The sequence below is a fragment of the Aquimarina ulvae genome (assembly GCF_053613295.3).
Genome location: NZ_JBSIBP030000001.1, coordinates 95470 through 116787 on the forward strand (window position 1 = coordinate 95470; position 21318 = coordinate 116787).

The window sequence follows — 21318 nt, forward strand, 5'->3', positions numbered from 1 at the left end:
AGTATTCTTATTTTCGTTCGATCCATTCTATAAAATTAACGTACCCCAACACTTCATCAGGAATAGGATCTTCTGACAATTGGTCTTGCAAGTCTCTAAAAGAGGTCTTTTGTTCGAGTTCTTTCAATGCAACTGTTTTAGATAAAAATTTTAATAGTTTGTTTTCATAGGATTCTATGTTTTTATGCTTTTTAATCAATTTTTTCATAGCGTTGATTTGATGGCGTAAGATAAAATCATTACCAAGTTCATAATGCACTAACAGGTTAAGCCAGTGTGTGTATAAAACAAGATCTTTCCTGTCTTTTTTTGTCGGATAATTCAAGATATCATTTATCCAATGTAGTGCTTTTTTATAATTCTTTTTAGCAAAGTAAATAGTAGAAAACTGAAACCTGAATGAAAGCCAATAGTTATCAGGCACCAATACTTTATGAGTATCGATAAAAGTTTGGATCTCATCGATAACTTCGTGAGTAGTATGGAGTTTTTTGAGGCTTCTGTGAATTTCAAGCTCAATATTATAAAGACGTAACTTTTCCTTAATAAATGCAGCCGAAATAGTTAAAATAGCTTTTGATTTTTGTTTGATAAGTAAGATCCTTACAAATGCTTCTCTGTATTGCTTTTTGAAAACTAAAAAACCAATAAGATTATTATTTACCGAAAAATACATAGGAAAAAATTCTTTCAATAATTCTGGATATAGTTCCCATTCTTTAATTAATGCTTCAATAGATTGTCTTGCTTTATCATGATCTTCAGAGATCAGCATTTTTCTATATTTGTGAAGGGTTTTCAAAGTTTTGTTTTGAAGGGAAACTCCTTTTTTGTGAGAAATTGAAAATTTAGTTGGATCTGTATTTGCTAATAAAAGGTCAATATATTCATTCGTAGCTTGTAAGGTGTTCCTTTGTTTTTGAATAATTGTTCTTAAGGTGCCGAAATCTTGAGGATATGTGGCTTGATGTACTTTTCGTCTCCAATCCTGAACATGAAATAATAATAAGTCATTTTGAAAGTTTTTGGCTTTTTTTTCTGCGCGTTTCAATTCACTAATACAAATTGTATATTGTCCTTTATGGAATAAGATCTCCACATTTCGGATGATATCTATGAGTTCAGCATTTCTGGAAATTTTAGTGTGATAATTTCTAAGAGATTGTAAAATCCTTTGTTTTAAATAATTTTTGATAGTGGTTAATTGATTCACAAAAGCCTTGTCCATGAAAGTTTCTTTAATCAAGGTCTCGTCGTATGCATTTTGTGCTTCTATTGCATCAAAAAGTAGTAGGTATTCTGTATTTTCATTTCCTTTAGTACTGAGCTTAAAATAACGCTTTTCGCTTTTGGTTAATGACTTGATCAAAAAGAACAATTCTTCGTTTTTTTTCATTTTAGAAACCTATGTTTTTTCAAAAGTAATGTTTTTTCGAATCATTTCTATCGTATACCTTTGAGATATTCTTAATCAATATATATCATTATGCCAAATGCAATTAGCTGGTTTGAAATACCAAGTACCAATTTTGAAAGCGCAGTAAAGTTTTACAATAAACTTTTGGACACAGAACTACAACCTATGGAAATGGAGTTTAAAATGGCCTTTTTTCCATATAAAGAAGGTGGGGTAGGAGGCTGTGTAACCCACGGAAATGGTAATAAACCTTGTGAAGAAGGAACCTTTGCTTATCTCAATGGAGGTGAAGATTTAGCGATTCCATTGGCACGCGTAGAAAAAGCAGGGGGTAAAGTTCTTATGTCCAAAGCTTCACTTGGAGAAAATGGTTTTATGGCTATATTTCTGGATACCGAATGAAATAGAGTTGCTTTTCACTCTATGGCTTAGCATGTTGTTAGCTCTCAGTTAGAGCCTGTCTGCCACCGAGAGGCTCTAACTGAGAGTTTGATTATATTTAAATATCAGTAATTGTCTTATGCAATATTTCACCGAAGATTTTGTCGAATTTTTTAAAGAATTAGCAAAGAATAATAATAAAGAATGGTTTCATCCTAATAAAAAGCGATATGAAGCAAGCGTCAAGAAACCTTTTTACGTTTTTCTCCCGAGATGGTAGGTGTTATGGGAGGATGTTTTGGTGTTTCGAAGGAGCAATTACATAGTATAAGAACTAAAATTTATCAGAATTCCTCAGAATTCCTCAGAATTGAGAAAATTGTTAGATGACAACGATTATGTTCAAAAATTTGGAGGGATTAAAAGGAGAGCTTTAAAGCGGATTCCAAAAGAATGGAAAGAAGCTTATGAAAGGGAACCATTGATAGCTAATAAACAATTTTATTTCGTGGAAGAAGAAACCACTGATCTTATTACCAGCGTGAATTTAATTCCAAAACTGATGAGTTATTGGAAAACAATGCAACCTATTACCGATTATTTATTACAAGCAAAACAATAATTTATGGCGTATAGCGAATTTATTTCGGATCGTATTCATCAGATTCTTAAGGAAAAAAAGGCTTTTTTTTATGCTAAAAAAATGATGGGAGGACTTTGTTTTATGGTAGAAGATAAGATGTGTTGTAGTATCCACTATGATAAAAAGAGGGAGACTGATCTTTTGATGGCACGTATTGGAGAAGAAGCTTACACTGAGGCTATTAAAAGAAAAGGGTGTCACCCAATGGATTTTACCGGTAGGCCCATGAGAGGATATGTTTTTGTAACACCAGAAGGATTTGATCTGGATGAAGATTTAGAATATTGGATACAACTATGTATAGATTTTAATCCTATTGCAAAAAGCAGTAAAAAAAGAAAATGACTTGAAGAAATAGGAGACTTTAAGCTAGGTTAAATTTCATACTACTATCTTGACCTTGTAATCTCTCGCTTGCTTTCCCGACCTATAAAATATGTCTAAGCGAGTTTTCAATAAAACAAACATATTTATTGCGATACAATACTTATCTGCCAGAAAAAAGCAAAGTTTTTTAGCAACCATCGGAGTCCTGCTTGGCGTAACTACCTTTATAGTTATGATTAATTTTATGACAGGCGTTAATGATTTTCTGGATGATGCGGTGTTTAATGGAAGTCCTGATCTAATCATTGGTGCAAAAGCAAAAAAACAAACGGCTAATGTTCCACTTAGCGCTGCCAATTATATAGATAGTAGTGCACAAATTAATCGGTATTTGACCACTCATAAAAATATTCAAAACTTTGCGTATCAAATCATTTCACCAGCAATTATGAGTAGTGACGCCAAGCAATTTCCCGGGAGTATCAATGGAGTATTTCCTTCTCAGGAACGCCGTATGGTGGATCTGGATAGACGGTTGATAAAAGGAGAAGGTTTTGAGAGTTTGAAATATAAAAACACAATTCTTTTAGGAGTTAGTTTAGCCAAAAGATTACAAGTTTCTGTGGGAGATCCATTAATCATAATACTTCCAAATGGAAAAAACACCACGCTTACGGTATCGGGCATATTTAGTTTTGGAATTACAACTATTGATAATGTTAGAACTTATGTTTCTGGTCATACGATACAAAATCTTCTAGGACAAAGAGACGGCATTACTAGCATTCATATTAAGCTAAGAAACAGAGATGATATTAGTATTAAAAGTGATCTGGCTACAAAAATTAATGGTATCACAACAGAAGACTGGAAAGACAATAACAAGACTATTGTGATTGGGAATAAAGTACGCGATATTCTTACTTGGTCAGTCTCATTTGCGTTACTGCTGGTAGCAGGATTTGGAATTTATAACATTCTAAATATTACCGTAGTTCAAAAAAGAAAAGATATTGCAGTATTAAAAACTATCGGATATGGTAGTAACGATATTATCTTCATTTTTCTTATACAATCATTGATTATAGGAATTTTAGGAGCAGTTTTTGGAGGAATTTTAGGATATATAATTAGCTACCTGATTTCAACAACACCTTTAGATACTTCTGATTTTATTATTGTGGATACGTACCCTATCAATTTTAAGGGATCCTATTATACTCTGGGACTTTTATTTGGCATTTTTACAACAGTTTTTGCTGGTTATTTTCCTTCTAGAAAAGCTAGCATGGTAGATCCCGTAACCATAATTAGAGGTATATGATCTTGAAAGCAGAACATATTAATAAATATTTTCTTGAACCGAAAAAGCATCATGTATTAAGAGATGTTTCTTTGTCAATTTTTGAAAGAGAACTGGTTTCTATATATGGAGAATCTGGCAGCGGAAAATCGACATTATTATATATTCTATCAACATTGGATACTGATTTTGAGGGGAACTTACATATATATTATCAGAATATTAAAAATCTAACATCTGTATCCCGAACAGATTTCAGAAATAAACATATCGGATTTGTGTATCAATTTCATTATTTGTTACCAGAGTTTAATGTATTGCAAAATGTGATGCTTCCTGCAATGAAATTGTCCCAAAAGAGTAAAGAAGAGATTAAAAACGATGCATTGATTTTATTAGAAGAAGTAAGCATGAAGGATTTTGCAAAAAGACCATCATATCAACTTTCAGGAGGACAACAACAGCGGGTAGCGATTGCTCGGGCATTAATTAATGATCCTTCTTTGATTATTGCAGATGAACCAACAGGAAATTTAGATCGAAAAAACTCAGACTTAGTTTTTGAACTGTTAAAAGGGATTACCGAATCCAGAAACAAAGCCGTGGTTATTGCTACACATAATCCAAAAATTTATCATAATTCTCACCGCACTATTGAAATGATCGATGGATCCATACGACTATAAAATTACAAAAACTTAAAATTAATAAAATGGAAATTTCATTAAGCAAAAGCGTCATCATATTCGACGGAGAGTGCAATTTATGTAATGGTGTTGTGGGTTGGCTCCTGAAATTTGCTCCAAAAGATCTTTTTCATTTTGTTCCTTTTCAATCTCCCAAAGGGCAGGAGTTTCTAAAAAAACAAGGATTCCCTATAAAGCAATTAGATACTGTCATTTTGATCGATAAAAATGGAGTGCATACTCATTCTGATGGTTTCTTAAAAATTATAGCCAAAATTCCCAAATGGAAACGAGTGGCTGCGCTATTGGCATTTGTGCCCAGAATGATTCGTGATGGAATATACAAACTGGCTTCACGTAATCGAGTAAAGTGGTTTGGACAATCCCAAAGCTGTACTATTAATTTTAGATAAGCTTTTTATTTCAGACTTTCAACCAAAAAAACAGCTTAAAAAGAATTGTTACATTTGGGAGCACACTCTTAATCATTGTAATGACTTTTTTAAATAGACGAATATCTTTCTTTATTTTAATTTTATATTCAATCTCTTTTAAGATTAGTGCCCAGGAAACAGCACTTATTGTGCCAGATAGCTTAAAGAATAAGACGCCCAAAGAATTAGTAGGCTTAATTACATCTTCTGATCCAAAGCGCATAGTGCTTTATGAAGAAATATTAGAGAGTTCTTATAAAACTGATAGTGCTACGGCTAAAAGATACTATCAATTGGGTCGCTTCTTTTATCGAAAAGAAGATTTTAAAAGGAGTACCAAATATGCTAATAAACTTTTTGAAATTGGGGAGAGATTAGAAAACAAAGAATTTTTGTTTGATGGTTCTTTAATCAAAGGATCAAGTTTTTTGAGGCAAGGAAAACATCAAAAATCCTATGATAGTTACCATAACGCATTACAAATTGCCCAACAGCAAGAAAATCTTGAAAACATAATTATTGCAAATTCTGGAAGAATATTGGTGTTACATAAAATGAATAGGCTAGAGAAAGCTTTAGAAATTTCTAAAGAAATGCTACAAGCTATTGATAAAACTTCATTCAAAAATGGTAGAAGTCATGTAGCCATACTCACCAATATCAATGAAGTGTATTTAGACAAGGAAGAATATGACTCTGTGCTACACTATGCCAATGTAGGAATTGAAATGAGTAAATCGCTTAACTATAAAGAAGGTTTGGTGGATTTGTATATTAAAAAAGGGATTGTTTACTATAACAAAAAAGAGTTTGATCAGGCATTTGATAACTTACAGAAAGCCAAAGATATTTTGGAACATTATGAGATCGGTAACAAGTTTTTTCCCACAGTAAAGGTTAATTACTATATGGCAGCTTGTTATTATGAACAACAACAATACGATACTGCAATTTCTTATTTATACAATACCATGGATTTTATAGAAGAAAAAGATAGAAGCAAGCTACCTGTAATCCAATCACACTTACTATTGGCCAATTGTTATTTTAAGAAGAAGGATTACGAACAAGGCCATTATTGGGAGAGTTTATATGTAAAACTAAATAAGAACTATCAGGAAGAAAAGGATAAAACAGTAGATACAATTTATGAGAAAGAAACAGAAAAGTACGAGGAAGAAATAGCACAGTTAAAAAGTAAAGAAAACATCTCAAATTATCTATTGATAGGTTCAGTAACAATCACTATGGTAGTACTGCTTATAGTATTTAGATATTATAAAAAACAGCAGTCCAATAAATTAGTGTTCTCAGAATTACTCGAAAAAATAAAGCTTCTAGAGATAGAAAAAAGTAAAGAAACTGCAAAAAATAGTAGTTCAATAATTGTAATTGATGATAAAATAGTTGGCGAAGTACTGAAAGGTTTGGAAAAGCTGGAACGCGAGGAGTATTTTTTGAAACCAGAGTGTGGTTTAGGGCTCATGGCTAAAAAGGTAAAGACCAATACAACCTATCTTACCAAGATTATTCACGAACATAAAGCAAAGAATTTTAATGAATACATCACTGATTTAAGAATTGAATATACACTACATCGATTAAAAAATGATAAAAAGTTTAGAGCTTATTCTGTAAAATCTATTGCTGCAGAAGTGGGGTATAAAAGTGATGATGCTTTTGCCAAACGGTTTAAAGCTAAAACAGGTTTAAACCCATCATACTATATTAAAAACATAAAGAAACTTCAGCAAAAGAATAACATTGCTAAAAAAGTGTAAAAAGACAACCCGTTTTTGTCCAAAACAGGGTAGTTGTATTGTGATTACCATTCAATAAAAAATACCTTTAAAAAAGAAACAGCCTATTAATTTAATTATCTTGTTTATGAAGCAAAAACAAAAAAACAACATCAGTCTAAAAAAGCTAACGATTGCTAGGATCAATACAAATGGTATGCGTAAAATAAATGGAGGTACCAGTATACCTACAAGTGGTGATCCAGATTATTTTTATTGTATTATGGAGCATTGATGAATACAGACTAAAATCGTATGAAAAATCCTGCACATTTTGCGGGGTTTTTTATGACCCTGTTTTATCCAAAACAGGGTTGTTTTGTTTTTTATCCTCTTTTTTTCGATCTAGTTTAGTGTCACCATCAAAGCAATGTCGACAATTGATTTTGATAAGGGGAAACCGAAAACCTTATATATATAGAGTAGGTAAATAAAACATACAATTATGCTTAATAACATTTTAAATTTAGAAGGAGTATCAAAGCTAAACAAAAGTCAACAACAATCGATTAAGGCAGGAATAGATTACTTAGGAAATGACTGCCTGTCTCTCTGTAGCGGAAACTGTTTAGGGGGCTATTGCTATCAAATTTTACATTAATTTTTTTATTGCAATAATCCATTAAAAATACGATACCATGAAAAAATCATTGAGAAATTTAGAGTTAAAAAAACAAACTATTAGTAATCTAAATCTTACTAAAGTAAAAGGTGGAGCAGGGACAACAGTTATTCATTGTGATAATACTGGAATTGTAGGGCTAGACACGAAACCTTTATGTGAAGAGCGCTAATAATTATTAGGTTTTCCCTGAGAAAATGTTCTCAGGGATTTTTTTTAGCAATTTTAAAATGTTAAGTAATACAATTTTACACAAAATCTTCCAAAATCATTTTAGAAAAGTAATCATTACATTTGGATCATCACACAATATCGATCCGAATGATTTTTTTTGTTAACAGTTGTATATCCAAGCATTTACTGTTTTACATATACGTGTCTGTTTTTTTAACAGCAAAAAGTTATGGGCAACAAGGTCCAATCACAATATCAGATACGCTGCAAAATAAGACTGTCGAAGAATTAACCGAGCTAATCAAAAATTCTAAATCCGACAAGAGCATTGTCTATGAAAATGCTCTTAAAAAACATCAAAATCCAAGCGAAAATCTTGCTCTAGTATATTCTGAAATCGGATATCACTTTTATAAAAAAGAAGAATTCGGTCGAAGTATTACGTATTTGAATGAAGCCATCGAAATTGCTAAGCAGAACGGTGATGAGATGATCTTGTGTAAAGCCTATTTAAGACAGGGAAATGCATATCTGCAAGATTGGAAAAATCAAAAAGCGTTAGATTCTTACCATAATGTTTTGGAAATGGCACAAGAAAAAGGCGATCTTAAAAATGAGATTATTGCCAAATCCAATATAGTAATTGTACTTAGAAGAATGAACCAACTAAATAAAGCGTTGGAAGACTGTAATGAATTACTAACCTTTATTGATAAAACATCCTTTAAATATGGTAAAAACCATGTTAATGTATTAACGATTATTAGTGAGGTATATCTGGACTTGGAAAAATTTGACTCAGTTTTGAAATATGCTGATATTGGAATAAACATCAGTAAATCGCTAGATTATCATATAGGAATTGCGGATCTGTATATAAAAAAGGGAACCGTTTTCTACCAAAGAAAAAACTACAACCAGGCATTAAACTTCTTATACAAAGCCGAAGATATTTTAACTAAGTCGGGTGTCAGTAAAAGGTCGAATCAATCCATAAATGTCAATTATTTTTTGGCCAGCTATTTTTACGAAAAAAAAATGTATGAGCAAGCCATCGAATATTTGCTGGAAACAGTAGATGTATTAAAAGAAAATGACCTCAGAAAGAACAGAGTGATAGATGCTCATATACTGCTTGCAAAAAGCTATAAAGAAATTGGAGATGGAGATGCGTCCATATATTGGTTCTCAAAACATCAAAAACTACAAGATCGGTTTCAAAAAAACAAAGACGAAACAATTTATAAAATATATGATCAGAATACCCAAAAATTAGATAGTAAAATTAAAAAACTGGAAAGTAAACAAAAAAAGTATCAAAAATATAAAGGGTATATTTTGGCAGCTTTTCTGTCGGTTTTAGTTGCAATGGTCGTCATTTTGATTGTACATCTAAGAAAACAAAAAGCGAATAGAATAATTTTTAATGATTTAGTCACAAAAATATCCAAGTTAGAATCGAAGGATACGACAACCAATGTAGCGGTAAAAGATGCGGTTAAAGAAATAGTCATTGATGATGAAAAAATACATAAAGTTCTAAAAGGCTTGGATAAGATAGAACAGCAAGAATATTTCTTAAGTTTAGACTGTAATTTAAGATCGATTGCAAAAAAAGTAAAAACAAATGCCACATACCTTTCCAGAATTATAAACACGTATAAAGGGAAAAGTTTTCATGACTATATTAATGATTTAAGAATTGAATATGTATTAAAAAAATTAAAGAATGATAAAAAATTCAGATCATTTTCAATTACATCGATTGCTTCTGAAATTGGATATAAAAGTGATAATTCTTTTACAAAACATTTTAAAGCTAAAACAGGGCTTAATCCTTCATATTACATTAAAAACATCGAAAAGTTGAACAAACAATCTCAAGATGTTTGAAATCAATAAATAGATTACCGCATTTTGTTCAAAATGCGGTTTATGTATTATGATTTAGCCCTTATAAAAAGTATATTTCAATTATATAACGCAATACTTTTTTTAAAATAAAAAAGAGTAATTATACAATTAAATTATCACACAAATGAAAAAACAAACAAAGAAAACTATTGGCCTGAAAAAGCTTACTATTGCTAGAATTAATACAAATGGATTGAGACAAATTCAAGGCGGGGATTGTTTACCAACAGAGCATTATGATGACCTGTATAATCGAAATTCTCAGATCGTTTGTGAACCTACACAAGACAGCTTCTGATAAGACACTAGTGAATTATCAACATGTCAGTGCACAAGGCTTTTTTCACTCCTTATTTTGTCTAATCTGCGGGAGCTTTGTTTTTGTTCTCGTATTCTCCTTTTTACTTTAGTGAAAAATCCAGATATCATTACCAATTGATTTGGATGAGGGGAAACCGAAAACCTTCGATAGAGTAGGTAATTATTAATATTGTTAGTATTATGAAAAAATCATTGAAAAATTTAGAGCTTAAAAAAGAGACGATTAGTAATTTCAACCTTAATAAAATAAAGGGTGGAAGCGACACTATTATTGGTTGTTACGGAGGTAATGCTTCAGTTAATTTTTGTGGAAATTCTGTTCCAGTAGCGCAAGGAGGAATTGGATGCCACGCTAAGTAAAATAGTATTCATTACTTTCCTTAAGAGGTAATTCTTGGGGGGATTCCAAAACGTTTTTTACTAAACAATTTTATTCTCTGTCATAGTTATCAGTGTTGATGTCGAAGATAGCGTAATGTTTAGGGGCTTTTTTGATAAGGAGAAGCTGAAAACCTTCAAATAGAGTAAGCGAAATTTAAATCACATATCATGAAAAAATCATTGAAAAAATTGGAGCTTAAAAAACAAACAATTAGCGACCTAAATCTTGGCAAAGTAAAAGGAGGAATAGATACAAGATTATTATCGGATCCAGAAATTTGTCTTACTTGTGTAGACTTACCTAATGGGGGGCACGCATATTGTTATTAATAATTTCTTCAAAAAAAAGATAGAATATAAAAGCTGTTCAAATTTGAACAGCTTTTTTCATTTTCCCGTTTTTGCTTTAGAAAAAATGATTCTATTAACTATAATAGAATGAAAAAGAAGAGATTCGTTTTAACCAATTTTCCCTCATTTTGTCAATATAATGGCAGATAATTTTTCATTTCTACTATTAGGTGCTACATTAGACCACCATTTAGATAATAGTAACCAATCCTCAATGAATAACATCGAAATACTAAAGCATAAATTAAAGGACATACATAATGTTTTAAAAGAAAACTATATTAAAACAGAACATATCGGAGTGTTGTCTGGGGTTTCTGGTATTTCGCTATTTCAGTTTTATTATGCGCGTTTTTTAGAAGATGAAGTAATTGCAGACATTGGAGTCGATACCATTTCGGAAACCATACAACGCATGAATGACGGGTATTCTTTTCCGACTTTTTGTACGGGTATCGCCGGAGCTGGATGGGTACTAGAATTGCTAAATGAGGAAGAGTTTATCGATGTTGATGGAGATCAGCTTTTATCAGAACTTGATGGGTTTCTTTTTGAATCTATGGAATCAGATATCAAACGTGAATATTTCGATTATTTACACGGGGCATTGGGGTATGGTTATTATTTTTTTAAACGATATGAAAACACAGCCTCTACATCATTAAAAAAACAATATAAGGAGTATCTTTTACATCTTGTAAAAGCATTAGAAAACAGTTCCATAAGAGATCAAAGAGGTGTTTTTTGGAAATACGAGTTACATAAAAAAGATGGACTACACGGCACTAACCTCAGTTTATCACACGGAATGGCGAGTGTCATTAATTTTTTGAGTAGATTGTATCGATATGAGGATTTCCAGGAATCTGTAATTGATATACTAATCGGGGCAACAACGTTTATTATTCATTGTAAATATCCGGATGAAAATCAAAGTTCACTATTTCCAAGTTGGGTATATCCAGAAATGGAAGCATATACTGGCAGTCGATTAGCTTGGTGTTATGGAGATTTAGGAATAGGGATCTCTCTTTGGAAGGTTGGTAAAGCTCTGAATAATCAGGAATATTGCGATTTGGCAATACATTCCTTAAAACATGCTGCAAAACGAAAAAATGCCGAAGAAGCAAAATTACACGATACGGGATTGTGCCACGGGATGTTTGGGGTTATTACTATTTTCGATTATATATACAAAGAAACAAAGGAAGTTATATTTAAAGAAGCAGCAGATTTTTGGATGAATGAAGCACTAAAAATGGATATACATCAAGACGGATATGCGGGTTATAAACAATGGAAAGGCGATTTGGAACAATGGAAAAATGAAACTAATTTATTAGAAGGTATTGCCGGAATAGGATTGTCAATTATTTTCTATTTAATGCCTTCAGAAAACAAATGGACTGAATGTTTAATGATTAGCTAATCTTTTCAATAGTGAAAAACCCATGAGTTATAAAAATTTTCCAAAATACGTTTTACGCAGTCCATTATTTTCATTTTCGTTTTATAAAGAATTAACCAGAAGTAGCACAATAAATGAAGATAAGCTAAAGCAAATTTGTGATGATAAAATCATCAAAGAAGCTATATTTCTGGCATCACCTTCTTTGTATCAGGAATTTGAAAAATGGTTAAGAGGTGATATTAAAGAAAAAGCAGCTTCTGACCGGATGATGTATTCTGTATTAAAATATATTAGCAGGATGTCATCACGATGCACGCCATTTGGTATTTTTGCAGGAACTGCAGTAGGACACTTTTCGGATACTACAACTATTGAGCTTTCGAACAAATCAACAAATGATCGTCATACACGATTAGATATGAACTACCTCGTAGCGTTGTCCCAGGATCTCGTTAAAGATAAAAAGATAAGAAATCAGCTTTTATTTCATCCTAATACCAGTATATATAGAGCAGGAAAGCAACTTCGATATGTAGAGTATACCTACGTAGAAAGTAGAAGAGTACACCATATTGTCGCTGTTGAGAACTCAGAATATTTGCAGAAAATATTATCAAAAGCAAGAACAGGATCACTTCTTAGTGATTTAGTCACAACACTGGTAGATGATGAAATTACCAATGAAGAGGCAAGTGGGTTTATCGATCAATTAGTAGAAAGTCAATTGTTGATTAGCGAATTAGAACCTTCCGTTTCTGGACCAGAATTTTTAGATCAGATAATTCCTGTCCTGAAAAAACTAGCTGGAACCGAGCAAATAATCTCAGAGCTTGAAGATGTAAAGCAAGTACTTCATAATATCGATAAGAAAATAGGAAATGCTGCCAGTCAGTATATAACGTTGAGTGAATCATTAAAAAAACTAGGGACCGGTTTTGAATTAAAGTATATGTTTCAGACCGATATGAAGTTGTCGTTAGAAACCAATACGGTCTCGTATGATACTTTAAGGAAAATAAAAAAAGGACTTACAGTTCTTAATAAATTGACATTACCACCAAAAGAAACATTTATTTCTCGATTTAAAAATGCTTTCTACGAGCGATATGAAACTAGAGAAGTATCATTATCAAAAGCGCTGGATGTAGAATTAGGGATCGGTTTTTTACAGGATAAGGATTCGGGAGACGTAAATCAAATTGTAGATGATCTTGTTTTGCCGTTTCAACAAGAAAAAGTAAGTGTAAGAGATATAAAGTGGTCTCCAATACATGCGCTTCTTCACAAGAAACTGATTGAATCTATAAAAAATAAGCGGCAAACCATGATTCTTGAGGACAAAGATTTTCAAGGATTAGAAGAGAACTGGGAAGACTTACCAGACACGATCTCTTCTATGATTGAGTTGGTACAGATAAATAACTCTGAAAAAATAGTAATGTCTAGTTGCGGAGGATCAAGTGCAGCAAATCTTTTAGGTCGTTTTTGTCATGGAGATGAAGCATTAAATGTATATACCAAAGAAATAATTGATGTAGAGACAAAAATAAATCCAGATAAGATTCTTGCAGAAATTGTACATCTTCCAGAATCCAGAGTAGGAAATATTTTGATGAGACCTGCTTTCAGAAAACATGAAATTCCTTATTTGGCAAAATCTATATTGAACGATGAAAACCAACTTTTGTTAGACGATCTAATGATTTCAGCTACTTCTCGAGGTGGTATAAAGTTACGATCTAAAAAACTAAATAAGGAAGTAATCCCACATCTAACCAATGCTCATAATTTCTCTAGCAATGCATTACCTATTTATCAATTTTTAGCCAATATGCAAACGCAAAACCTACGAGGAGGTGTTGGTTTTGATTGGGGGCCGTTTACCGAAGAATATGATTTTTTACCTAGAGTAACGTATAAGGATATCATATTTTCTAATGCTATTTGGAATATTTCTTCATCAGAGATTGAACCTTTATTAAAGAATTTGAACGATGAAAATATTTTTACAAACGAATTAAAGGAATTTGCAGAACGTAAAAATTTTCCAAAGTTTATGCTTTTGGTCGATGGAGATAATGAATTGTTGATCAATACCAAAAATAACACATCTATGAAGATGTTATTGAATACAGTTAAGAAGAGAAGTAAGTTCAAATTAAAAGAATTTTTACACGCTGAAGAAAGTGTTGTAAAAGAAGGGGTAAAAGCATTTACAAACCAAATTATTGTGTCGTTTTACAACGAAAAGAAATTAAAAAATATACAGAGTTAATGGGCAAGGCACAAAGATCTTTTATCGTAGGTAGTGAGTGGTTGTATTATAAAATATACACCGGTCCCAAAACTTCAGACTTGATTCTGACAAATATTATAAAACCTGTTACACTCTATTTGTTGGAAAACAAAATCATTGATAAGTGGTTTTTTATCCGGTATAACGATCCAAAACACCATATTAGAGTTAGATTTCATTATCAAAACCCTGAGAACGTAGCGGGGATCATAAATTCGTTGTACACATCGCTCAAGGAGTTTTCTGATGAAGATTTGATTTGGAAAATACAACTGGACACCTACCAAAGAGAGATAGAACGCTACGGAACAAAAACCATGGATCTGGCAGAGGAACTTTTCTTTTTAGACAGCAAAATGATCGTTGATTTTTTAGACCTGATCGACGGAGATGAGGGAGAAGAATTAAGATGGTTATTTGGAGCTAGAGCAATAGATCAAAAACTTAAAGATTTTGGTTATGATGCGGATCAAAAACTGGCATTGATGGAACGATTAAAAACAAGTTTTGGTGTTGAGTTCGGAATGAATAAAAACCTCAAGAAACAAATGGATAAAAAATTCAGGAATGAACATGATAAGATTAAGAATTTTTTAAATTTTAATAGAGAAATGGATGCTGATTATGCTCCGATCATCGATGTGTTACAAGAGAAAAGTAGTAATAGCAGAACGCTAATTAAAGATTTAGTATTAGCTGTTAGCAAAGCCGAATTAAACGATATGATGGGTAGTTATATCCATATGTTGATGAATCGATTGTTTCGATCAAAAAACCGGTTACACGAAATGGTGATTTACGATTTGCTCTATAGAACCTATAAGGTCGAATGGGGAATTAGAAAATTTAAGAACAAGGTGTCATGAACCTACTTCAATCGTAGTATATAATTTTCGACAAACAATGTAATGTTCTTATGAATACTCGAAGTAGTAAATACCTGCAAGTGTTAGTGATGGGGTGTCTTGTTACTGTATGCACTATCTCCTGTAAAGACCAACATAAAGCTACTGAAATTGTTCTGAAATCCTTAGAAGCTCACGGAGGAATAGAGAAGTGGAAAAATGCTAAAGAGCTTACTTATATAAAAACTACCATTTTATACGATAGTCTGGGTACTATTGAAAAGAAAATCACTCAAACACATAAAAACAGATTTAAGCCTAAGTTTTTAGCAACAATCGAATGGGTAGAAGATACCATTCGTAAAAAAGTAATACTAGAAAATGGTAGAACTTCTGTTTATTTTAATGATATACTCCAGAAGGATAGTAAGCTCCAGGAAACGTTACACAGATCAATGATTGCTGCTAACTACGTAATCTGGCAGCCTTTTAAATTATTAGATGATGATACTACACTTTCTTATATAGGAAAGGATATCATAGACGGAAACCCTGTGAACGTTGTAACAGCTTCCTACAGTAATATTGACGGATCACCGGCAAATACATGGTGGTATTATTTTGATCAGAAAACTAATAAGTTAGTTGGCAATATGGTACACCATGGATCGACATACAGTTTTATTAAAAACACAAAATATGAGAATAGAACTGGATTATTCCTTAACGCCGAACGTAAAAGCTATATGACTGATAGCCTAAGGAGTATTAGGTTCTTAAGGGCAGATTATACGTATCAAATTACTGGGTTTAAAGACTAAAATTGTTGTGCTAAACCTAATAAAATAGCATAAAATATGTATCGATAGAACACAAGATGTATATATTATGTTCTAGAGAATATGCTGTGATAATAGCTTTTCTTTTGATAATCTATATCTATTGGAAACTTAATTCTAATCGGTCTAGATAGTTACCTAAAATTATGATAGTAGCTAAACAGACCAATTTTGTTAGTTTTAATTTCTATTTTATCAACTTTATTTGTGTAAAAATATAAAATTGCTCAAAAATTATTTCGGCATGCTTCATATTGAAAGAAACGATGATATAGAACAATTGCGTCAGATAGCCAACCAGTTTAATGCAGATTTTAGTGAATACGATAATTCTGGAAAGTTAGTTTTGGATAATGTTCACGGTGAGGGCTATATAGCTACGTATCAGGTTTTTCCTGGCCTGGTAGCCAAGACCTACAATATTAGGTTTGCCAAAGAACTAAAGTTCATAAGAAATGAACAAGACGATCATCCGATTTATTTTATTTATTGCGTAAAAGGGTATTACTTTCATAAGTTTAAAAACGAAGCAACATTAGAGAAAATTTCTAAAAATCAAAATGTCATTCTTTCTGGAAGCGAACTCGAAGGGCATGAAATTATTTTACCCAGTAATACAGATTTGGAGATTAGTATTTTATCGTTAAACGTAAGTAAATTCGAGAAGCTGGAGAATCGAAAAGCAAAACGGTTTGAAAGTGCCTTAAAAGAACTTGCAGAAAATTTTAGGCTGGATGAGAAAAGAAAATATTTTGGAGAGATAAACCCAGAGACTTCTCAGTTTGCAGAGGTACTCATAGGAAATGAGCGAATTGATACCATAGGCAAGCTCATAACAGAGGGTTCGATATTAAATACGCTAGCATCTCAATTGATCAATCACGAAAAGCATAATGAGCGAATTAAACTTAAGACTATTTCCAAATCAGATCTAAAAAAAATTATTGATTTAGGAGTTTATATTAAAGAAAACATTGATCGAAAAATAAATATAGAAGAACTTACAAATATTTCTGGTTTACGTCCTCATAAATTACAAAAAGGCTGTAATTATCTCTATGGGGAGTCTGTTGGTAATCTAATTCAGAGATTAAGAGTAGAAAGAGCGAGACAATTACTCCAAAACACTGAGTTTTCAGTGTCAGAAGTTTGTTATAAAGTAGGTTTTTCAAGCAGGAGTTACTTTTCCAAAGTTTTTGGAGAACATTTTGGGATGTTACCTTCAGAATTTAAGATGTCTATTGAGAATGGAGCAATGATTTTTGAACTTTGTTATAAGTCAAAAGCATCAGAAGGACTTTCTACTTCGAGTGTAGAGAATATAGTGTCAGAATCTTTATTAAATAATCCAGGTAACGCGATAACAGGGGCTTTGGTTTATTATGCCAATACATTTTTTCAGATTATTGAAGGCCCTAAACCTAACATTCTTGAGCTTTATCGAAAACTGTTAGAAGATCATAGACATTATGATGTAGAATTAATATGGCAAGGTGTGAAGACAAAGCGTATATTTAATGATTGGTCTTTGGCTTTTTTGACCGAAGAAGATAATCAAAACGTTGAAGGCTCGTTGGGCGATATTACTTACGCAAAGCTTGCTCCAATTATGGAAGGGCTAAAAGATACTGAGGTGTTCTCAGATATTCTATGGAGGAGAGTTTTAAATATTCTTAAAACTACTGCGTAAAATAAAAAAAGTAAGCGTGAATTAGAAAAGAAGGTTGTCATTAAGACATCCGTTGTCTTTAGATTTTTTTTCAAATTCTTATGGATGCTGAAGTGTTAAACTTCTCATTTATAAGATCATAAAATTTTTTAGTTGAAGGAACAACCCTTTATCTCATTTCTCTAAAATAACCATCCAGAAATAGTAGCCGTTTTTTTAGCCAGTCCTTTAGATACGATAACTCTTCCTCTTTTGAGATTTTAGGTTGCCATACTTTTTCCTCACGTTCGTAGATCCTATGATCTTTGAATAAAGTAAACCACGTATCGATCTTAGCATGAAGCTTTTGGTTACTAAATTCATTTTCCCTTAAACTTTGCCACCGCGCTGACAAATGAGCTTTATAATTGTTTGGATTCTCTTTAATAAGTCTGTCAAATAATCCGTTGCTGAGTATGTCATCTGTGGTGGCGATATGTCTTCCATCAATGATAGTTCCCAGTACTCCATCCAAATCCCAAGGGACTAGAAAAAAGGGGGCGTCAATATCTGCTTTGGCGATATAAAAATTCTTGCCTAAGTTATCCGTAGCTCTTAGCAGATTCATTAATAAAAAATAATCTATGGTATTGTTAATATTGATCTTTTGATCAATCGTATTCTTAAAATCTTCAGCAGAGGCGCTTAGTACAAAATCTGTAAATGCATATAGCTCATCCCAATAATATGTATATTCGATTACAGGGAATTCCATTTCATAACCGCCCCAATGTGGAAAAATATTGTTAAAATCCGGAAGTTTTTTAAACATGGTCGCACCTTCATAACCAGAGGCTTTATACAATGCGCCGGTAATCTTGTTGCTTATGGTATCAGGGTCTTTAAGTCGAAGTAATTTCTCGTCTACTTGTTCGCTTAAGGTGAATATACCTTTGTATTCAGAATTAAAAAACACTTCTGTATAACATACATCGATACCACTGTTGGCTTTGGGATTCTTTCTATACGTAGGTTTATGAATAGATAACCATAATTTTGAAGCTAAATAAGATCGTAGTCTAAGAGGTTCATTATATAATCCGTCGAGTATCCAATCATCGTCATTTCTCATTTTTTTGAACTTGACATTGATATTTTCTTTACCACTGGTATCTTTCCAGAATTCAATATCATAGGTTTTTTTAGGAAATTTCTGCGAAATGTTCCCTCGCAATTCTATTCCGGCTGTTTTTTGAATTGCCTTTTGTTTCTCATAGAAAATGAATTGTGTAGGTTTTTTCGGTTCATCTGCAATAGTATCTGTAGTATTGATATGGATCAAAGGGAGCTTTGTGATGTAAAGGGTGTACGCTTTTTGCTGATATGTGGATTTATACTTTGTAGCATCCGCAGGAACCTTAAATGTTAACGAATTAGCAAAGGAAACCAAAACAGTAGAGACATCTTCGGGAATAGAATCACGATCAGAACAATGCCAAACAATAATTTTACGTTTATTATCGATTCCGAAACTATGGGAAACAGGCTTTATTTTAATTTGACTTTTAGCGCATCCGCTGATTAGGACACACAATATTATAGATAAAAAACGACTTTGAAACACCACATTATTTGTTATGAATATCTAAAAATAGGTATAATAACTTTCTAAAAATAGCTCAAACGATACTTTTATGGCTTCAAAACTTTTTCCGTTTTATTTCTTAGTCTGTAATGGTCAGTATAGTATCTTTAATTATATATTCAAAAATATCGCTTTCGTTTACAGAAACTAGAACTTTTTGTGTTGATCCCTAAATACTTAATCCCACAACTTTTGGACTTGATCCGACTTGATCCAAATACAATCAGTATTTCTTGTGCAAACAAAAAAGCCTCAACTTTAGTAAGTTAAGGCTTCATTTTGCTCCCCCTCTTGGGCTCGAACCAAGGACCCTTTGATTAACAGTCAAATGCTCTAACCAACTGAGCTAAGGAGGAATATATTTATACAAATAGAGAGTTGTTTTTCTCTTTTGCGAGTGCAAATATATACTAATTTTTGATACTCAAAAAGATTTTTTTAATTTTTTATCACTTTCCGAAAATTGCGCGATAAATATCATTACCATTTGCAAAAAGAAGCAAAGCGATCAATATCACGAACCCAACCAATTGTGCATATTCCATAAACTTATCATTTGGCTTTCTGCCAGCAATAATCTCATATAATAAAAACATGACGTGTCCACCATCTAATGCAGGGATTGGCAAAATGTTCATAAAAGCTAAAATAATAGAAATAAATGCAGTTGTGCTCCAAAAAGCAGCCCAATCCCAAACGGGAGGAAATAAATTACCTATTGCAGCAAAACCACCAATTTGTGTAGCTCCTTTTTTAGTAAAAACATATTTAAACTGTGCTACATAATCGTGAAGCTTCCAGTAACTATAGTCAAACCCTTTACTAATACTTTCTGTAAAGGAGTATTCCTCTTTATTAATCTTATAGAAAATTGGTAAAACACCTATCGTTCCTTCTTCATCTGTTTTTACAGAAATTGTCTGTTCAGATCCATCTCTACGAAAAGTGATATCAATTTCTTGTTCCTTCTTTGGTTTTACTTCATTTTGAAATTCGGACCACCAAGTAATTTTTTTATCATTTACCGATAAGATTTCATCTCCATTTCTTAGTCCGGCTTTATATGCAGGTCTATCAGCCACTACGGTATCCAGAACAGGTTTTAACCTGATATTAAAAGGCTCCATTACACCTGCTTCGAACATGGTTTGGCCAATATCTTCAGGAATATCTATTGTTTTTGTGTTTCCATCCTGAGATAAAACAGTTATATTTTCTACATCTCTTAAGAAAAGAAACATATTGATATCCGTAGCATCTTTAAAATCTTCTCCATTGACTTTTAAAATTCTATCGCCATCCTGAAATCCGTATTTTTCAAAAATTTCGGCAACTTCATAGCCTCCAGGAATATCCTCTGCAGAAACATAAGAAATTCCCCAAGTAAAAATAATGGCCATATAGATTAGAAACCCTAATATGATATTTACAGTAACACCACCAAGCATGATAATCAGACGTTGCCATGCAGGTTTAGATCTAAATTCCCAAGGCTGTGGTGGTCCTGCCATTTGTTCTTTATCCATGCTCTCATCGATCATTCCGGCAATTTTTACGTAACCACCTAGCGGTAACCAACCGATACCATACACTGTTTCTCCAATTTTTTTCTTAAACAGAGAATATTTCACATCAAAAAATAAATAGAATTTCTCTACTCGGGTTTTAAATAACTTAGCAGGAATAAAATGTCCTAGTTCGTGTAAAACGATTAGAATGGACAAACTTAATAACAGCTGTAATGCTTTTACAATAATCGGACTCATATGGTCTTATTCAAAATTAAATCACGCAAAAGTAACCTTTTAGAGTAGTTTATGAAAGAAATCTGGTAGACAGATTCTGGTTTTAATATTTTTTTAGCGAAAACCTTAATTATGC

The 21318-nt window shown here is 32.3% G+C and carries 22 protein-coding genes and 1 tRNA gene; 19 read left to right on the top strand and 4 right to left on the bottom strand.

What is annotated here, in order from left to right; all coding sequences use genetic code 11:
* Positions 1-7: 7 nt before the first annotated feature.
* Entirely contained in the window at positions 8-1396 is a 1389-nt protein-coding gene (locus ACWGOQ_RS00465; protein ID WP_452056581.1) for a hypothetical protein, read from the bottom strand.
* Positions 1397-1486: 90 nt separating this feature from the next.
* Here ACWGOQ_RS00465 and ACWGOQ_RS00470 point away from each other — a divergent pair, with 90 nt between their 5' ends.
* The 19 genes from ACWGOQ_RS00470 (at position 1487) to ACWGOQ_RS00565 (ending at position 17834) form a co-directional block, all read left to right on the top strand.
* Positions 1487-1819 (top strand): VOC family protein, encoded by a 333-nt coding sequence (locus ACWGOQ_RS00470; RefSeq protein ID WP_452056582.1) that lies wholly within the window; start codon positions 1487-1489, stop codon positions 1817-1819.
* Between the two features lie 118 nt (positions 1820-1937).
* Positions 1938-2078, top strand: a complete 141-nt coding sequence (locus ACWGOQ_RS00475) for a DUF2461 family protein (RefSeq protein ID WP_452056583.1) — start codon at positions 1938-1940, stop codon at positions 2076-2078.
* Between the two features lie 69 nt (positions 2079-2147).
* Positions 2148-2420 carry a DUF2461 family protein gene (locus ACWGOQ_RS00485; protein WP_452057198.1) on the top strand — a complete coding sequence of 91 codons (273 nt, stop codon included), beginning with the start codon at positions 2148-2150 and terminating at the stop codon, positions 2418-2420.
* Between the two features lie 3 nt (positions 2421-2423).
* Positions 2424-2786, top strand: a complete 363-nt coding sequence (locus ACWGOQ_RS00490) for a TfoX/Sxy family protein (protein WP_452056584.1) — start codon at positions 2424-2426, stop codon at positions 2784-2786.
* 91 nt (positions 2787-2877) lie between these two features.
* On the top strand, positions 2878-4092 hold the full coding sequence (locus ACWGOQ_RS00495) for an ABC transporter permease (protein WP_452056585.1): 1215 nt from the start codon (positions 2878-2880) through the stop codon (positions 4090-4092).
* Positions 4089-4757: an ABC transporter ATP-binding protein gene (locus ACWGOQ_RS00500; RefSeq protein WP_452056586.1), complete on the top strand. Its 669-nt coding sequence runs from the start codon at positions 4089-4091 to the stop codon at positions 4755-4757. The genes ACWGOQ_RS00495 and ACWGOQ_RS00500 overlap by 4 nt, the downstream gene beginning before the upstream one ends.
* Before the next feature lie 26 nt (positions 4758-4783).
* Entirely contained in the window at positions 4784-5170 is a 387-nt protein-coding gene (locus ACWGOQ_RS00505) for a thiol-disulfide oxidoreductase DCC family protein (protein WP_452056587.1), read from the top strand.
* Positions 5171-5340: 170 nt separating this feature from the next.
* Positions 5341-6972 carry a helix-turn-helix domain-containing protein gene (locus ACWGOQ_RS00510; RefSeq protein WP_452056588.1) on the top strand — a complete coding sequence of 544 codons (1632 nt, stop codon included), beginning with the start codon at positions 5341-5343 and terminating at the stop codon, positions 6970-6972.
* A 106-nt stretch (positions 6973-7078) separates the two neighbouring features.
* Positions 7079-7225, top strand: a complete 147-nt coding sequence (locus ACWGOQ_RS00515) for a hypothetical protein (RefSeq protein WP_452056589.1) — start codon at positions 7079-7081, stop codon at positions 7223-7225.
* Positions 7226-7628: 403 nt separating this feature from the next.
* A complete protein-coding gene (locus ACWGOQ_RS00520) occupies positions 7629-7784 on the top strand; it encodes a hypothetical protein (RefSeq protein WP_452056590.1) in 156 nt (51 codons plus the stop codon).
* Between the two features lie 203 nt (positions 7785-7987).
* Entirely contained in the window at positions 7988-9679 is a 1692-nt protein-coding gene (locus ACWGOQ_RS00525; protein ID WP_452056591.1) for a helix-turn-helix domain-containing protein, read from the top strand.
* Positions 9680-9824: 145 nt separating this feature from the next.
* Positions 9825-9998, top strand: coding sequence for a hypothetical protein (locus ACWGOQ_RS00530; RefSeq protein WP_452056592.1), 174 nt, complete (start codon positions 9825-9827; stop codon positions 9996-9998).
* 203 nt (positions 9999-10201) lie between these two features.
* Positions 10202-10381, top strand: a complete 180-nt coding sequence (locus ACWGOQ_RS00535; protein ID WP_452056593.1) for a hypothetical protein — start codon at positions 10202-10204, stop codon at positions 10379-10381.
* A gap of 189 nt (positions 10382-10570) precedes the next feature.
* The gene (locus ACWGOQ_RS00540; protein ID WP_452056594.1) at positions 10571-10732 is read left to right on the top strand and encodes a hypothetical protein; all 162 of its coding nucleotides are present in this window, start codon (positions 10571-10573) and stop codon (positions 10730-10732) included.
* 160 nt (positions 10733-10892) lie between these two features.
* Complete coding sequence (locus ACWGOQ_RS00545) at positions 10893-12182, top strand: lanthionine synthetase C family protein (RefSeq protein WP_452056595.1); 1290 nt, start codon at positions 10893-10895, stop codon at positions 12180-12182.
* A 22-nt stretch (positions 12183-12204) separates the two neighbouring features.
* On the top strand, positions 12205-14439 hold the full coding sequence (locus ACWGOQ_RS00550) for a lantibiotic dehydratase family protein (protein WP_452056596.1): 2235 nt from the start codon (positions 12205-12207) through the stop codon (positions 14437-14439).
* The gene (locus tag ACWGOQ_RS00555; RefSeq protein WP_452056597.1) at positions 14439-15326 is read left to right on the top strand and encodes a thiopeptide-type bacteriocin biosynthesis protein; all 888 of its coding nucleotides are present in this window, start codon (positions 14439-14441) and stop codon (positions 15324-15326) included. The genes ACWGOQ_RS00550 and ACWGOQ_RS00555 overlap by 1 nt, the downstream gene beginning before the upstream one ends.
* Before the next feature lie 50 nt (positions 15327-15376).
* Positions 15377-16126 carry a hypothetical protein gene (locus ACWGOQ_RS00560; RefSeq protein WP_452056598.1) on the top strand — a complete coding sequence of 250 codons (750 nt, stop codon included), beginning with the start codon at positions 15377-15379 and terminating at the stop codon, positions 16124-16126.
* Positions 16127-16388: 262 nt separating this feature from the next.
* Positions 16389-17834: a BLUF domain-containing protein gene (locus ACWGOQ_RS00565; protein WP_452056599.1), complete on the top strand. Its 1446-nt coding sequence runs from the start codon at positions 16389-16391 to the stop codon at positions 17832-17834.
* A gap of 148 nt (positions 17835-17982) precedes the next feature.
* Here the strand turns inward: ACWGOQ_RS00565 and ACWGOQ_RS00570 are convergent, their stop codons facing one another.
* From ACWGOQ_RS00570 to rseP, 3 genes are all read right to left on the bottom strand, one after another.
* Positions 17983-19386 carry a CotH kinase family protein gene (locus ACWGOQ_RS00570; protein ID WP_452056600.1) on the bottom strand — a complete coding sequence of 468 codons (1404 nt, stop codon included), beginning with the start codon at positions 19384-19386 and terminating at the stop codon, positions 17983-17985.
* A 333-nt stretch (positions 19387-19719) separates the two neighbouring features.
* Positions 19720-19793 (bottom strand) — tRNA-Asn (locus tag ACWGOQ_RS00575).
* Positions 19794-19886: 93 nt separating this feature from the next.
* The gene (gene rseP, locus ACWGOQ_RS00580) at positions 19887-21203 is read right to left on the bottom strand and encodes an RIP metalloprotease RseP (protein ID WP_452056601.1); all 1317 of its coding nucleotides are present in this window, start codon (positions 21201-21203) and stop codon (positions 19887-19889) included.
* Positions 21204-21318 lie beyond the last annotated feature (115 nt).